This window comes from Enterococcus sp. AZ095a (assembly GCF_050546735.1).
Lineage (GTDB): Bacteria > Bacillota > Bacilli > Lactobacillales > Enterococcaceae > Enterococcus_D > Enterococcus_D entomosocium.
This window is the reverse complement of sequence record NZ_CP172953.1, coordinates 124,128-136,623: the sequence shown is the minus strand read 5'-3', so window position 1 is coordinate 136,623 and position 12,496 is coordinate 124,128. Positions and strand designations below refer to the sequence as shown.

At 46.3% G+C, this 12,496-nt stretch carries 16 protein-coding genes; all 16 read right to left on the bottom strand.

From position 1 onward, the window contains the following. Positions 1 to 11: 11 nt before the first annotated feature. The 16 genes from IGJ26_RS00640 to IGJ26_RS00565 all read right to left on the bottom strand — a co-directional run bounded on the left by IGJ26_RS00640 (position 12) and on the right by IGJ26_RS00565 (position 12,446). Positions 12 to 521 carry a chemotaxis protein CheD gene (locus IGJ26_RS00640; RefSeq protein ID WP_008376607.1) on the bottom strand — a complete coding sequence of 170 codons (510 nt, stop codon included), beginning with the start codon at positions 519 to 521 and terminating at the stop codon, positions 12 to 14. Further along, positions 493 to 996, bottom strand: a complete 504-nt coding sequence (locus tag IGJ26_RS00635; protein WP_005232772.1) for a chemotaxis protein CheW — start codon at positions 994 to 996, stop codon at positions 493 to 495. Before IGJ26_RS00635 ends, IGJ26_RS00640 begins: the two co-directional genes overlap by 29 nt. Before the next feature lie 18 nt (positions 997 to 1,014). After that, positions 1,015 to 2,310, bottom strand: a complete 1,296-nt coding sequence (locus IGJ26_RS00630) for a methyl-accepting chemotaxis protein (protein WP_194199377.1) — start codon at positions 2,308 to 2,310, stop codon at positions 1,015 to 1,017. A 154-nt stretch (positions 2,311 to 2,464) separates the two neighbouring features. Next, positions 2,465 to 3,175 (bottom strand): cell division ATP-binding protein FtsE, encoded by a 711-nt coding sequence (locus IGJ26_RS00625; protein WP_005232774.1) that lies wholly within the window; start codon positions 3,173 to 3,175, stop codon positions 2,465 to 2,467. Between the two features lie 12 nt (positions 3,176 to 3,187). Then, positions 3,188 to 3,970 carry a flagellar hook-basal body protein gene (locus IGJ26_RS00620; RefSeq protein WP_139959983.1) on the bottom strand — a complete coding sequence of 261 codons (783 nt, stop codon included), beginning with the start codon at positions 3,968 to 3,970 and terminating at the stop codon, positions 3,188 to 3,190. 10 nt (positions 3,971 to 3,980) lie between these two features. Then, on the bottom strand, positions 3,981 to 4,682 hold the full coding sequence (locus IGJ26_RS00615; protein ID WP_077453119.1) for a flagellar hook-basal body protein: 702 nt from the start codon (positions 4,680 to 4,682) through the stop codon (positions 3,981 to 3,983). Next, positions 4,679 to 5,386 (bottom strand): sigma-70 family RNA polymerase sigma factor, encoded by a 708-nt coding sequence (locus tag IGJ26_RS00610; protein WP_005226623.1) that lies wholly within the window; start codon positions 5,384 to 5,386, stop codon positions 4,679 to 4,681. Before IGJ26_RS00610 ends, IGJ26_RS00615 begins: the two co-directional genes overlap by 4 nt. Before the next feature lie 30 nt (positions 5,387 to 5,416). Then, complete coding sequence (flhA, locus tag IGJ26_RS00605) at positions 5,417 to 7,492, bottom strand: flagellar biosynthesis protein FlhA (RefSeq protein WP_086372512.1); 2,076 nt, start codon at positions 7,490 to 7,492, stop codon at positions 5,417 to 5,419. Between the two features lie 34 nt (positions 7,493 to 7,526). Then, positions 7,527 to 8,579, bottom strand: a complete 1,053-nt coding sequence (locus IGJ26_RS00600; protein WP_430599786.1) for an EscU/YscU/HrcU family type III secretion system export apparatus switch protein — start codon at positions 8,577 to 8,579, stop codon at positions 7,527 to 7,529. 30 nt (positions 8,580 to 8,609) lie between these two features. Beyond that, positions 8,610 to 9,359, bottom strand: coding sequence for a flagellar biosynthetic protein FliR (gene fliR / locus IGJ26_RS00595; protein WP_005232781.1), 750 nt, complete (start codon positions 9,357 to 9,359; stop codon positions 8,610 to 8,612). A 12-nt stretch (positions 9,360 to 9,371) separates the two neighbouring features. After that, on the bottom strand, positions 9,372 to 9,635 hold the full coding sequence (gene fliQ, locus IGJ26_RS00590) for a flagellar biosynthesis protein FliQ (RefSeq protein WP_005226613.1): 264 nt from the start codon (positions 9,633 to 9,635) through the stop codon (positions 9,372 to 9,374). Between the two features lie 25 nt (positions 9,636 to 9,660). Next, the gene (gene fliP, locus IGJ26_RS00585; RefSeq protein WP_005232783.1) at positions 9,661 to 10,425 is read right to left on the bottom strand and encodes a flagellar type III secretion system pore protein FliP; all 765 of its coding nucleotides are present in this window, start codon (positions 10,423 to 10,425) and stop codon (positions 9,661 to 9,663) included. Further along, positions 10,422 to 10,787, bottom strand: coding sequence for a flagellar biosynthetic protein FliO (locus tag IGJ26_RS00580; RefSeq protein ID WP_008376622.1), 366 nt, complete (start codon positions 10,785 to 10,787; stop codon positions 10,422 to 10,424). Before IGJ26_RS00580 ends, fliP begins: the two co-directional genes overlap by 4 nt. A 14-nt stretch (positions 10,788 to 10,801) precedes the next feature. After that, positions 10,802 to 11,305, bottom strand: coding sequence for a flagellar basal body-associated FliL family protein (locus IGJ26_RS00575; RefSeq protein ID WP_430599785.1), 504 nt, complete (start codon positions 11,303 to 11,305; stop codon positions 10,802 to 10,804). Positions 11,306 to 11,316: 11 nt separating this feature from the next. Next, on the bottom strand, positions 11,317 to 11,514 hold the full coding sequence (locus IGJ26_RS00570; RefSeq protein ID WP_005226609.1) for a flagellar FlbD family protein: 198 nt from the start codon (positions 11,512 to 11,514) through the stop codon (positions 11,317 to 11,319). Positions 11,515 to 11,549: 35 nt separating this feature from the next. Next, entirely contained in the window at positions 11,550 to 12,446 is an 897-nt protein-coding gene (locus IGJ26_RS00565; protein WP_005232786.1) for a flagellar hook-basal body complex protein, read from the bottom strand. Between the last annotated feature and the right edge of the window lie 50 nt (positions 12,447 to 12,496).

Below are 12,496 nucleotides of genomic sequence, written 5' to 3'. Positions count from 1 at the left end.
CTGTACTCCTTTTACAAATAAACGATTTCTTGTTTGACTTGCCGAACCATGGTCTTGAAATCCTGAAGATCCACGATCATCGTTCGACCAGCACTGCCGCCAACATGTTTGGCCACGATCGGAATGTTTAGCCGAGCCAAGACTTCCTCGACGGCTTCAATATTGCGCTGACCAATATTGCTGGCAGCGTTAAGCGTCTGGAACTGAAACATATTGGCGCCGCCAACGATTTTCGCTTGAAAGCGAGGCCGACGGATCTTTTGTTCCAGCTCAGTCACCATCGCCGGCAATGCCAAATCCGCAAACTTCTCGGGCTTGATTTCCCGCTTGTGCAAAAAAGGCTGACTATCTGGCAGCATAATATGACTCAAGCCGCCGATATGACTGGCTTCATCGTAAATGATCGTGCCGATGCAAGAACCTAAACCCACCGTGATCAAACGCGTTGGCGCTTGGGCGATCTTATACTCCGAGATCCCCACATGCAGTTCCTCATTCACGGTCATCATTGTCATCGTCATTGGCGGCTGCCAATTCCTCTGTCTGATAGGCGTCTAACTCCGCCGTCATCTCAGCGGCTTGTTCATAGCTGAAGAGAAATGGCAGTTCCAATGCCAGCACAAGTTCATCGTCTTTTTCCAAAAAGGCTTCGATATAGTTTTGCTTGAGTCCTGACGTATTTAATTCCGCATTGCTGGGACTTTCAACTAGCGGTAAAATGCCGACGATCTCTTCCACGTAAAGGCCGATCGCTTGCTCTTGCCAGTGACACAACAAGACCACATTTTGCCCAGTTTCCGGCGTAAATTCATCAAACAGCTTTTTGCGGATGTCAATGATCGGAACCATTGCCTCTTCAAAAGGCTGGATCCCCAACACGAAATCCGCCACTTCCGGCAGCTGTGTAAAAGAAGCAGCCTCAATGACCCGTACCACATAGTCGATACGCAAGGCAAAGAGTTGTTGATGACTTTTAAATACAACGTATTGTTCCATTGGCGTCACTGCTCCTTTTTAGAATTTGAAACTATCCACTTGGAATTTAAGGATAGTGGCGATCGTTTCGATCTCTTGCACATTCCGCTCAAAGTCTTCGATGACTAAGTAGAAGTCCTCTAAGTTTGCCGTTACTTCTTGGGTGCCGGCAGAGGTTTCCGAAACAGCAGCCGAAATGTTGCTGACGGAAACTTGAACCATGTCTTTTTTCTCAACGATCCCGGTAATATGGGCTTCCACGGCTTGAATACTTGAAACCAATTTTTCGACAATATCAGAGATCTCATTGGCTGACTCGATCGCTTTGTTGATATTGTTGGTTTGTTTTTCGCCGCTTTCAAAGGAATCCGTCACTGCAGAGACCACTTTTTCCGATTTTTTGCGGATCGTTTCAATGATCGAACGAATGCTTTTCGTTGATTGACTGCTTTGTTCCGCCAAGCTGCGGACTTCCTCCGCAACGATGGCAAACCCTCGGCCCGCTTCTCCAGCTCGAGCTGCTTCGATGGATGCATTCAATGCCAGTAAGTTGGTCTGATCAGAAATGTCATTGATCAGCTGAACGATCTTACCGATGCTTTGGACATCTTCGTTCATGTCGTTCATGCTTTCCACTAATTCCGCTTGGTTTTGCCGTTCGATCTCCCAGCTTTCAAATACATGGAACATCATTTCTGAATTGTGGACATTGCTGCTTTGGGATTGACCCACATAGCCGTTCATCAATTCGATCTCTTTGTGGATCTCTTCGATACTTAAGGCTAGCTCGTCCATATCAAAGGAGGTTTGTTCCGCTTCGGAGGCTTGTGAACTAGTGGCATCTGCGATGGCATTCATCGTCTGACGCACATTTTCAATTGAATTTTTGGCATTTTTTGAGGTTGTCGTTAGGCCGCCTACCATTTTTTCCATTCGGCTGCTTTCTTCGTGCATGCCAACGATCACCGCTTTGAAGGTGTTTAAAACCCCTTGAAAACGATTTTGAACTTGCCCAAAAAGGGAATTTTGGTCGCTGCTGCCGATCTCATCGATATGCGACAGATCACCAGAACCAACTGCTTCTAGTTCTGTCAACAACGTATCCATGCCCGAGTGGGTCTCTTTTTTTACCAAATAGGTCATTCCTACTATCACTGCGATTTCTAGCAGCAATACGATCACTGAAAAAATAAAGAAACTTTTTGCTGCTTGTCCGTCTCCGTGGGTGCGGATCACGAAGAAATAGCATCCTAATAATACGATCAGGGTAAACCCTAGCGGAATCAACGCCGCCAAGCGGATTTTTTTGATGATAGCTTGTACCTTCTTCTTCATAACAGTATCCTTTCCTATGCAAAATGATCAGTCGTGCTGTTTATCAAGATTCGCTCTTCACTTGATAATCGTTGGGTCACTCCTTCTTTATCCGATTATGAAAACAATCTTCTAGTTCTTTAATCGGATCTTTTGCTAGAAAAGTTAAGCATCTTCACCAGACATATGTATCTTTTGGATCAGCAAAGCGCGTATAGCCGCCTTGGTATTCATCACGAACCAAGCGACCGTTTTGCAGCTCGACCACCCGATTACGGACCGTATTGACCATCGTACTGTCGTGGGTCGCCAAGAGGATCGTGGCACCGACTTGATTGATCCGCAAGAGTAGTTTCATGACTTCAACGGCTGATTTCGCATCCAGATTGGCGGTGGGCTCATCGGCGATCAAGACTGCTGGCTCTGTGACGATCGCCCGCGCGATCGCTACTTTTTTGCGCTGTCCCACGGAAAGCTCTTCAGGATAGTGATCCTTTTGAGGAAACATACCCACCAGTTGCAGTGCTTTGGCGGTTTTTTCCTGACGCAGCTTACGGGGAGTGCCAAGTACTTGCAGCGCATAGTCAACGTTTTTGGCAACCGTCAGATAAGGAAGCAAAAGGTCTTCTTGTCCGACGATACCGACTTGTCGTCGAATCATATAGAGATGACGGTCTTTGAGTTGTTCCAACAAGACATTGCCGACTTGGATAGAACCGGCCGAAAGCTCTTCTTCTTTCAAGAGCAATTTGAATAAGGTCGATTTGCCGGCACCACTGGGACCCACCACATAGATAAATTCTCCTTGAGGGATCGCAACAGAAATATCGGCCAATGCCAACGTACCATTGCTGAATTTTTTACTGACCTTGGTTAAGCGAATCATGTTCTTTCTCCTCTAATCTGTAAAACGATTGATCACGGACCACATCTCGTCAGCTGTCTGCATGGCTTTCGTATTCAATCCATACGCACGCTGGGTCGTTAACAAGTCTGTCATGGACGTCGCTAGATCCACCGTCGACTGTTCTAACTGTCCTTGCAACACGCTGCCAAAGGCTGCCGGATTGGTTTGCGAAGTAAGCAACGCTTGATCACCGGCACTGTACAGTTGGTTGCCCATTGGCGTGATGTTTTCTGTATTCGTCGGCTGATAAAGGGTCAGCTGTCCCAACACGCGAGTCTGACCATTTTCTTCCGTCGTCAACTGACCGCTGGCATCTATTGCGATTTGCTGCGCATCTGGCCACTGCGCGGTCGGTACGTTTGTGGTCATTGCCACAGGGTACCCTTCACTATTGACTAATTGCTTGTTCTCACTTAAATGAAAATTGCCTGCTCGACTCAGCAGCAATTGACCAGTTTGGTCCCGGACCCCGAAAAAGCCGTTGCCTTGGATCGCGAGATCTAATGGCTGAGCAGTGCCCGCCAGATTGCCTTGGGCAAAACTGGTAGTCGTAGTCGCTTTTGCCCCCATTGACGCACCATATTGGGCGGCGTTGCCATTAAATAGCGTTTCTTCTGCACCGATGGCATTTTCCATCAATGCTTGAAAATGGGTCGTTTGTGCTTGATAGCCATTGGTATTGACGTTGGCAATATTGTTGGCTGTCGTGTCTAAGTTTGTCTGCAAATGATTCAACCCAGAACGGCTGATTCCTAATAATCCACTGATATTCATTGACTCATCCTCAAATCTTTCCTAATTCGTTGACCGCTTTTTGCAATGTCTGATTCGTTGAACTCAAGACTTTCTGATTGGCTTCAAATTCCCGAGAAGTCTGGATCATCGCCACCATTTCATCGGCAACCGCTACATTGGCTTGTTCTAAGGCACCTTGTTGGATCACTGGTGCATTCACAGTGGTTCCTGCTGCGTTGCTAGTCACGTAGTTTTGACCAGCTGTAGTCAATGCTTCTTGGGGGAATGTTTGGATCTGAAAGTTCGCTGGTCCTAAGGCGCTGACTGCTTGTCCATTGGCACCCAAGACAAGATAGCCTTCTTGTGTCACGTATTGATTCTGCTGATTGACAGTAAAGTCGCCATTTCTCGTATACAACCGCTGACCCGCATTGTTTTGAACGACAAAGTAGCCTTCGGAAAGCAGTGCAAAATCACTGGCTTGTCCCGTCTGTTTGACAGCACCTTGGTCTTGACTGATCGTACTGCCTGCCAATTGGGTCCCTAAAGACAACCCACCGATATCGCGACGAGTATCCGCATTGGGCCCGCTTTGGTAATTATGCAGCGCCACTTCATCTAGCGCCGACTGGAACAAGGTTTTTGCTTGATACCCTGTTGTATTGACATTGGCAATATTGCCGCTCGTCGTCTCTTGTCGCTTTTGTAATAATGAAATGTTCCGTGATAAGACATCCAATCCTCGAATCATGCCAGTTCCTCCTCAATCAATGTGCGCAATTTGGCAATCGTTTTGCCGTGAATTTGTGAAACTCGTGGAATCGAGACTTCTAAGATTTCAGCGATTTCTTTTAACGTCAGTTCCTCGGTATAGTACAAACTTAAAATCAATTGTTCTCGTTCCCCTAATTTTTTGATGCACGCCACCAAGGCGGTGCGTTTTTCTTCAGCGACCAAGGTCTCTTCGACATTTTCGGCTGGATCCCGAACCATATCTTTTAAGGTCATGCCTTCTTCTTGGTAAGCAAACAAGGTATCTTCCAAAGAGACGCTGGCTAAGTAGTGCAGACTCTCATAAATATCCGCTAATTGACTTTGGTTGATTCCCAGCTGTTTGCAGATCTCGGTGTCGGTCGCTTCTCTTTTGAGGCTTTGCTCCAACTCTTGCCGTGCTTGATAAAACTGATTGACTGCCGCCATTTTGTATCGGGAGATTTTGGCGTGCTTGCGTACTTCATCAATAATTGCCCCTTTGATACGAATCGCTGCATAGCTTTCAAAAGGAACTTTTTTTGAGGGATCGAATTTCCGCAAGGCATCCATCAGCCCAATCACCCCAATATTGTAGAGATCGCCTGATTCATAATCGGCGGTTTTGATAGACAGGCGCTGAACCACCCGTTCCACTAGCGGCAGATACTTGATGATCTCCGCTTCTCGATCGACTTCATACATCGGCGATGCCCCTTCCTAAGAAAATTCTGCTTAAATGTCAATACTGCCCACCGTTTCGATCGCAATTTCATTGGGAATCTCATTCAGAGAAAGAACGGCGATATCTGGAAAATTAAAAACGATCATTTTTTTGAATGCTAACCGGATCTTAGGCGATGCCAGAATCACGAAATTGATATTTTGAGCGATCGCCGCATGTTGGATCCCACTGATGGAATCCAACAGCTTGGTCACGGTATCTGGTTTTAAGACCGGGTACGAGCCAGTTGCGGTTTTTTGGATACTTTGAGCGATGATTTCTTCTAGTTTCGGCTGGATCACCGCCACTTGCAGCTCGTGGTTCTCATTGGCATACTTGGCAGCGATCGTCCGTTTCAGTGCTTGGCGAACATATTCTGTCAAAACTTCTACGTCTTTCGTGACAACGCCGTAATCGGCTAAGGTTTCTAAGATCGTTGCTAAGTCATTGATGGGAATTTGTTCATCCAATAAATTTTGTAAAACTTTTTGGACCTCGCCGAGCCGCAAAATATCGGGGATCAATTCATCGATCACGACATTGTACTGCTCTTTGATACCCTCCAATAATTTCTTGACTTCTTGGCGACCTAACAGCTCTGGTGCATGGGCATAGATGATTTCTTTTAAGTGTGTTGCGATCACGGTCAACGGCTCGATAATCGTAAACCCTTGCAGATCCGCCATCTCCTTATCGGATTCATCGATCCACATAGCATCCAGATGAAAGGCTGGTTCTTTTGTTGTGATTCCTTGAAAAGGAAATGGCTCTTCATTCGGGCTGATCACCATGACTTTGTTCGGGTAAATATCGCCGCGGCCGACTTCGTTGCCGCGGATCTTGATCACGTAATCATTGGCATCCAAATAGAGATTGTCGCGAATACGAACGGGACTGACTAAGATCCCTAATTCTCTGGCACTCTGTTTACGGATCGCCACGATGCGGTTCATCAAGCTGTTGTCGATCGAACGATCCACGATAGGGATCAAACCATAACCGATTTCCACTGAGATTGGTTCCACTTGGAAGGAAGCCACGGAATCGTCTTCTTCCTGTGCTTCTTTTTTGCGTTCCAGTGCCAGTTTTTGTTCCCATTGTTTTTGTTCCACTCGCTGCTTTTCTTCTTTTTGCGTCACCAGAAAGCTGGCTGCGAAAAGGCCTAAGCCAATCAACACAAAAGGCACAAAAGGAAACCCGGGAACTAAGGCTAAAACGAAGAGAATCGCCCCCACGATCCGAAACAGTTGGGGATTACGCATCACATCTGCCGCAATATCCAAACCAAAGGAACTATCGTTATCGGAACGAGTCACGATCACCCCAGAAGCAATCGAAATCAGTAAAGAGGGAATCGAGCTGACCAAGCCATCCCCGATCGCCAGTTTCCCGAATTGGGCGAAGGCTTCCATGACGGTCATTTGTCCGCCCATGGAGAAAATGATCGCCCCACCAACTAAATTGATGACAGTGATCAAGATCCCTGCGATCGCATCTCCTTTGACAAACTTGCTGGCACCATCCATCGAACCAAAGAAATCAGCTTCTCGCTGCAGATCTTTTCGTCGTTTGCGGGCATCCGCTTCTGTGATCAAACCGGCATTTAGGTCGGAATCGATCGCCATTTGCTTGCCAGGCATCGCATCCAATGTGAATCGAGCAGTCACCTCTGAGACACGCCCTGCACCATTGGTCACGACGACTAGCTGAACCACCATGATGATCACGAACAAAATGATCCCCACGATATAATTGCTGCCGGCAACGACATTGGCAAAGGCATCGATCACGTGTCCGCCATTTCCTTGGGTCAAGATCAAACGAGTGGAAGATAGGTTCAAACCTAAACGAAACATCGTTGTGATCAGCAGCAAGGTTGGAAACGTAGTGAATTCCAACACTGATTTGGTAAACAGGGTGATCAGTAAAATGTTGATCGCAATCGTCAAATTGATAATGATCAAAATATCTAATAATGCACTCGGTAATGGAATAATAATCAAACCAATAATAGCTAGGACGATCACCGAGATTAAGATATCCGCCAGACCAATGCCTTTTTTCGGTTTTGAGGCAGCCTCATTCATTTTTGTTCCTCCTGTTTCCTTAAATCTTGCCGCGTTAGCTTTCTTCTAACTGATAGACCAAAGCGATGATTTCGGCAATGGCTTCATACATTTCAACAGGGATCAGATCCCCGGGTTCTACTTGACGATAAAGGGCCCGTGCCACTTCACGGTTTTCGATCTGTGGGATATTTTCTTTCAGGGCTTCTGCTTTCATCCGCTGCGCCAGCTGATCTGCCCCTTTGGCCAAGACCCGAGGCACCCCTTCACTGCTGGCATCGTAACGAATCGCAATGGCGAAATGGGTCGGATTGGTGATCAAAACCGTCGCTTCTTTGACGTTGGCGATGGCATTTTGGGTCATCGCACGGTACTTCGCTTTGCGCTGTGCTTTGACTTGCGGATCACCTTCCATTTGCTTGAACTCTTCTTTGACTTCCTGCTTGCTCATCATCAAGTTCTTACGATGGCTATAGCGCTGGTAGCCATAGTCGACTACGGCTAAAATGATCAAGAAAATCGAAATCTGTAAAAACAATTCTTTGGCCCGCAGCAGCATGAACAGGATCGTTTTTTCCAACCCCACTTCACTCAAACCCAGTAAAACAGGGACGGCGGCTAAAAATTGTTGATAGCACAAGTAGACGATCACGCCGAATTTCGCCAATGTTTTGCCTAAATTCATCAACGAGCGCAAACTGAATTGCTGCTTGATCCCGCTGATGGGGTTCAGCTTTTTAAAGTCTGGTTTGACGGCCTTGCCAGAAAACAACAGACCAACTTGGGCATAATTCGTGATAAGCCCGACTCCGAGCGCGACCAGAAAGACGGGCGCACACAACAAAAGTAGCAGCAAGATACTCTGCACCCCCAGTTTCGGCAGATCCGCCAAACTGGTTTGATAATCAGCCAGCTGCGCCAAACTTCGGGAAAAATAAGGCAAAAAAGAAGCGGCGAAAAACTGCCATAAAGACAGGATCAAAAACGAGAAGACCAATAGCGAAACAGCTGCTGCTAATTCCTGGGTCTTAGGGACCTCCCCGCGTTTGCGGGCATCCCGCAGCCGCTTGGCACTAGGTAGTTCGGTTTTGCCATCTTTTTCTGCCATCTTCTCACCTCCTGCTGGCTACCTGTTACTTTATTGAAAGGACTCGATAAACTCCTGCAAATAGCGGACCGTATCTGGCAAGTGTTTGCCTAAGTACGAAAGAACATTGGGTAGTAGCAAGAGAAACACCACAAAACTGATGGCGGTTTTCATCGAAAGACTCATCATCAAAATATTGATCTGGGGAATCGACCGAGAAATCACACCTAGCACCAGGTCCACCAACAGCAGCGCAATGATCATTGGTGCCGCAAGATTGACTGCCATCACCATCATTTGGCTGAAAAGTTTGACGATGCCTTCAACCGTCGTGCCTTGGATCACCACAGAGCCTAAGGGCACGATCCGAAAAGACAACAGCAGTGCTGTGATCAGTCGATGATGCAGATCAAGACCAAAAAACACAGCGATCGTCAGCCAATAGTACGTTTTGCCATACTGGGAAGAGGCGATTTGCAACGTCGGATCATAGGCTTGCGCCATCGAAAAGCCTACTTGAAAGTCGATCAATTGGCCCGCAATTTCCACACCGGTAAAGACCAGCTGGCTCAAATAGCCCATCGCCATCCCAAACAGTACTTCTTTGATGACGAAAACCGTCAGCATAAAGAGGGAAAGCTCGGGAATCGCAGGTGCCGTCGGCAGACATAGGACCGTCAACGCCATGCCGATCACGATTTTTGCCAGTGACGGAAAATTTTGCTGTGAGAAGATCGGACAAAGGACAACAAACGCCAATATTCGACAAAAAATCAACACCGTCGCTTGAATCGGCGCCATCAGGTTTCCTCCTTACATTGCCGCAATCATCTTGAAAATCATTTTGGTAAAATTCAACAAGAGATTCAGCATAAAATTCCCCGCCAAGATCAAGGTCAAAAAAATCGCTAATAGTTTCGGCACAAAGCTCAACGTTTGTTCTTGGATTTGGGTAGTAGCTTGAAAAATACTGATCACCAATCCAACGAGCATGCCGACCAATAAGGCAGGGCCAGATATCGCTAAAATTCGAAGAAAGGCTTCCCTTAGCACATCAAGTACCATTTCTACTGTCATTTCCTCTTGGCTCCTTTCTTAGCGGCTATTGAAAGCTCTTGATCAGCGACTCCACGATCAGATACCAGCCATCCACTAAAACAAATAGTAAGATCTTGAAGGGCAGTGAGATCATGATCGGCGACAGCATCATCATCCCCATCGACATCAAGATACTGGAGACGACCAGATCAATGATCAAAAAGGGGATAAAAATCAAAAAGCCGATACTGAAAGCCGTTCGTAACTCACTGATAATAAACGCCGGTACCATAACGGTCAGAGGAACATCGTCAGAAGAATGATACTTTTCGGTCTCCCCATCAGCTTCCGCAAACAAGGCAATGTCTTTTTCCCGTGTCTGTACCATCATAAAGGCCTTGATCCGTTTTTCTGAGCGGTCAAAGGCTTCGGCTTGGCTGATCTCTTGTCGATCAAACGGTTCGATCGCTTGCTGATAGACGTCGGTATACACAGGTTTCATAATAAAAAATGTCAAGAATAAGGCCAACCCGATCAACACTTGATTGGGCGGGTTTTGCTGTGTACCTAACGAACTGCGCACAAAGGATAAAACCATGATGATACGAGTAAAAGAAGTCATCATGATCAGCAAGACTGGTAAAAGGGAAAGCAGCGTCAGCAACAAGAAAGTATTGATCGTATCACTTGAGCCATTCCCATTCGACAATAAATTGTTGATGGTGGAACTGACGTCTTCCGTGTCTAACGCAAACGCTGTCTGCGGAAGCATCAGACTGCTGAAAAGGACCGCAGCCATGATCTTGATATCTCTGCCTTTGATCTTCATTTTTGCTTGCCTCGTTTTCCAGCAATTTCCGCCTTGGCTTTGTTTAGCCATTCAGAAAAATCTTTGCCAGCTTGCACTTGGGTGCTTTCTAGGCTTTGCTGTAAAAAAGCGGCCGTTTCTTCTTGCGTCAACTCTTTGATGATCTGATTTTGCTGTTCAGAAAAGCTCATGACGTAACATTTGTCCATGATTTGGACGATCCCGATCGAAGACGACTTGCTGACGGCGATTTTTTGCAAAATACGCAACTGGTGATTGTGCTGGTTCGTGTAACGATTCAAATATTTCAAACTAATGTTGATCAAATAAAGAATAAGCAGCAAAAACCCAATCATTTTGACCAGCGATAAAAATGTTTCCATCAACATGCCTCTTTCTATTGGATCACTAAATCCGTCACATAAACATCCTTGGCGATTTCTGATCCGTATTCCTGATTAATTGTTTCTTTCAATGCTTTTTTTAAATTCGGTACACTTTCGGCGGAGCTCAAAATACCGCTGGCCTTTTGTTGGCGCAATAAGTTTACGACGCTGTCACGAATGACAGCCACATTTTTCGTGGCTTCCGCGCTTTTTTCCTCATCCGCCACTAAAATCGATAAATTGACCTTCATGTATTGCTGCTCTTGGTTGCCTTCTTTTGCCAGATTGACTAAAAATTCATCCAATGCCACGATCGCTTCGTCTGAGGAGATTTTGCTGCTGTCTTTTGCTGTTTCAGCAACTGCTGTTTTTTCTCCCGTCAAAAAGTGATTCGTCACTAAGGTTCCGCCGATACTGCCGCCGACTACCACGATCAAGAGGATCGGCAGTAAAACAACCATGTTCAAGCCTTTTTTCTCTTTTTCTGCTTTTGGTACTTTTTCTTCTTTTGCCATCTTTCCCACCCTTACGTTTTCACTTGGTTCGAATGGATCACCGTATGATACTCGATCACCCGCTGCGCAACTTCTTGCGCAGCTTCCGTCACCACTAAGGTTTTGCCGTCTGTCAGTGTGATCAATGTATCCGGCATTTCTTCGATCCGATAAATCAATGTTGGATTTAAATAGAATGGCTTGCCATTCAATGCGGTCACTAGAATCATGGTCAAACTCCTCTCAACGATGAAGCGTCACGTTCTTAACGTTTTAGATTCAATAATTCTTGCAGCATTTCATCAGAAGTCGTAATACTTCTTGAATTTGCTTGATAGGCACGGCTCGCAATGATCATTTCGGTAAATTCTGTCGAAAGATCGACATTCGACATTTCCAAGGCACCTGCTTGCAGCGTTCCCGCTCCATTATTGCCGGGGCCTGCAACGATCGCATTTCCTGAGTTGCTGGTTTGGATATAGTTGTTGCCGCCGACTTTTTCTAAGCCTTCTGGGTTATTGAAGGTTGCGACACCGACTTTTCCCATCACAAAGGTTTGATTGCCGTATTTTGCCAACACTAAGCCATTGGCATCGATTGCCATGGAGTTATAGGTCAAGGTTTCCCCATTGACGGTCAGTGTGCTTGGGATCGACAAGGGAGATACCGCACCCTGTCCGCTCAATGCCGTGTTTTCATCAAAGTTGTCATCATAGACAACTGGTTGACCGCCATTGACTGAACGACCTAAGACTTGCATCCCATCACTATTGGTCAAGGTTCCGTTGCTGTCGCGAACAAATGCGCCATCTCGTGTGTAATAGGTTTCGCCATTTGCTCCTGGTCCTTGTACCATAAAGTAGCCTTGTCCGCTGATATAAAAATCCATGCTGCGGCCAGTCGATTGCGGGGCACCGACTGTATTGATGGTATCGATGGAGCCCGTCTGAACCCCTAAACCGATCTGCGTTGCATTGATCCCGCCTAAGCCGTTGCCTGGTGCAGTTGCGTTAGACATCGTTTGGCTCATCATGTCTTGGAAAAGGACTCGACTTGATTTGAACCCGACCGTATTGACGTTGGCGATATTATTTGAAACCACGTCCATTTTCGTTTGAAGATTTTTCATTCCACTGACACCTGAATATAATGATCGTAACATGCTTATTTTCCTCCTTATGGTTGGCGTATTTTCCTCTGTCATTCAGAAAA

Excerpts from the sequence above, each read along its gene's own strand:
- IGJ26_RS00570 (WP_005226609.1), bottom strand. The coding sequence starts at position 11,514 with ATGATTCTAGTGACCGCATTGAATGGCAAGCCATTCTATTTAAATCCA.
- fliQ (WP_005226613.1), bottom strand. The coding sequence starts at position 9,635 with ATGACAGTAGAAATGGTACTTGATGTGCTAAGGGAAGCCTTTCTTCGA.
- fliP (WP_005232783.1), bottom strand. The coding sequence starts at position 10,425 with ATGAAGATCAAAGGCAGAGATATCAAGATCATGGCTGCGGTCCTTTTC.
- IGJ26_RS00640 (WP_008376607.1), bottom strand. The coding sequence starts at position 521 with ATGACGATGACAATGATGACCGTGAATGAGGAACTGCATGTGGGGATC.
- IGJ26_RS00630 (WP_194199377.1), bottom strand. The coding sequence starts at position 2,310 with ATGAAGAAGAAGGTACAAGCTATCATCAAAAAAATCCGCTTGGCGGCG.
- IGJ26_RS00635 (WP_005232772.1), bottom strand. The coding sequence starts at position 996 with ATGGAACAATACGTTGTATTTAAAAGTCATCAACAACTCTTTGCCTTG.
- fliR (WP_005232781.1), bottom strand. The coding sequence starts at position 9,359 with ATGGCGCCGATTCAAGCGACGGTGTTGATTTTTTGTCGAATATTGGCG.
- flhA (WP_086372512.1), bottom strand. The coding sequence starts at position 7,492 with ATGAATGAGGCTGCCTCAAAACCGAAAAAAGGCATTGGTCTGGCGGAT.
- IGJ26_RS00620 (WP_139959983.1), bottom strand. The coding sequence starts at position 3,970 with ATGAATATCAGTGGATTATTAGGAATCAGCCGTTCTGGGTTGAATCAT.
- IGJ26_RS00580 (WP_008376622.1), bottom strand. The coding sequence starts at position 10,787 with ATGGAAACATTTTTATCGCTGGTCAAAATGATTGGGTTTTTGCTGCTT.
- IGJ26_RS00610 (WP_005226623.1), bottom strand. The coding sequence starts at position 5,386 with ATGTATGAAGTCGATCGAGAAGCGGAGATCATCAAGTATCTGCCGCTA.
- IGJ26_RS00565 (WP_005232786.1), bottom strand. The coding sequence starts at position 12,446 with ATGTTACGATCATTATATTCAGGTGTCAGTGGAATGAAAAATCTTCAA.
- IGJ26_RS00615 (WP_077453119.1), bottom strand. The coding sequence starts at position 4,682 with ATGATTCGAGGATTGGATGTCTTATCACGGAACATTTCATTATTACAA.
- IGJ26_RS00600 (WP_430599786.1), bottom strand. The coding sequence starts at position 8,579 with ATGGCAGAAAAAGATGGCAAAACCGAACTACCTAGTGCCAAGCGGCTG.
- IGJ26_RS00575 (WP_430599785.1), bottom strand. The coding sequence starts at position 11,305 with ATGGCAAAAGAAGAAAAAGTACCAAAAGCAGAAAAAGAGAAAAAAGGC.
- IGJ26_RS00625 (WP_005232774.1), bottom strand. The coding sequence starts at position 3,175 with ATGATTCGCTTAACCAAGGTCAGTAAAAAATTCAGCAATGGTACGTTG.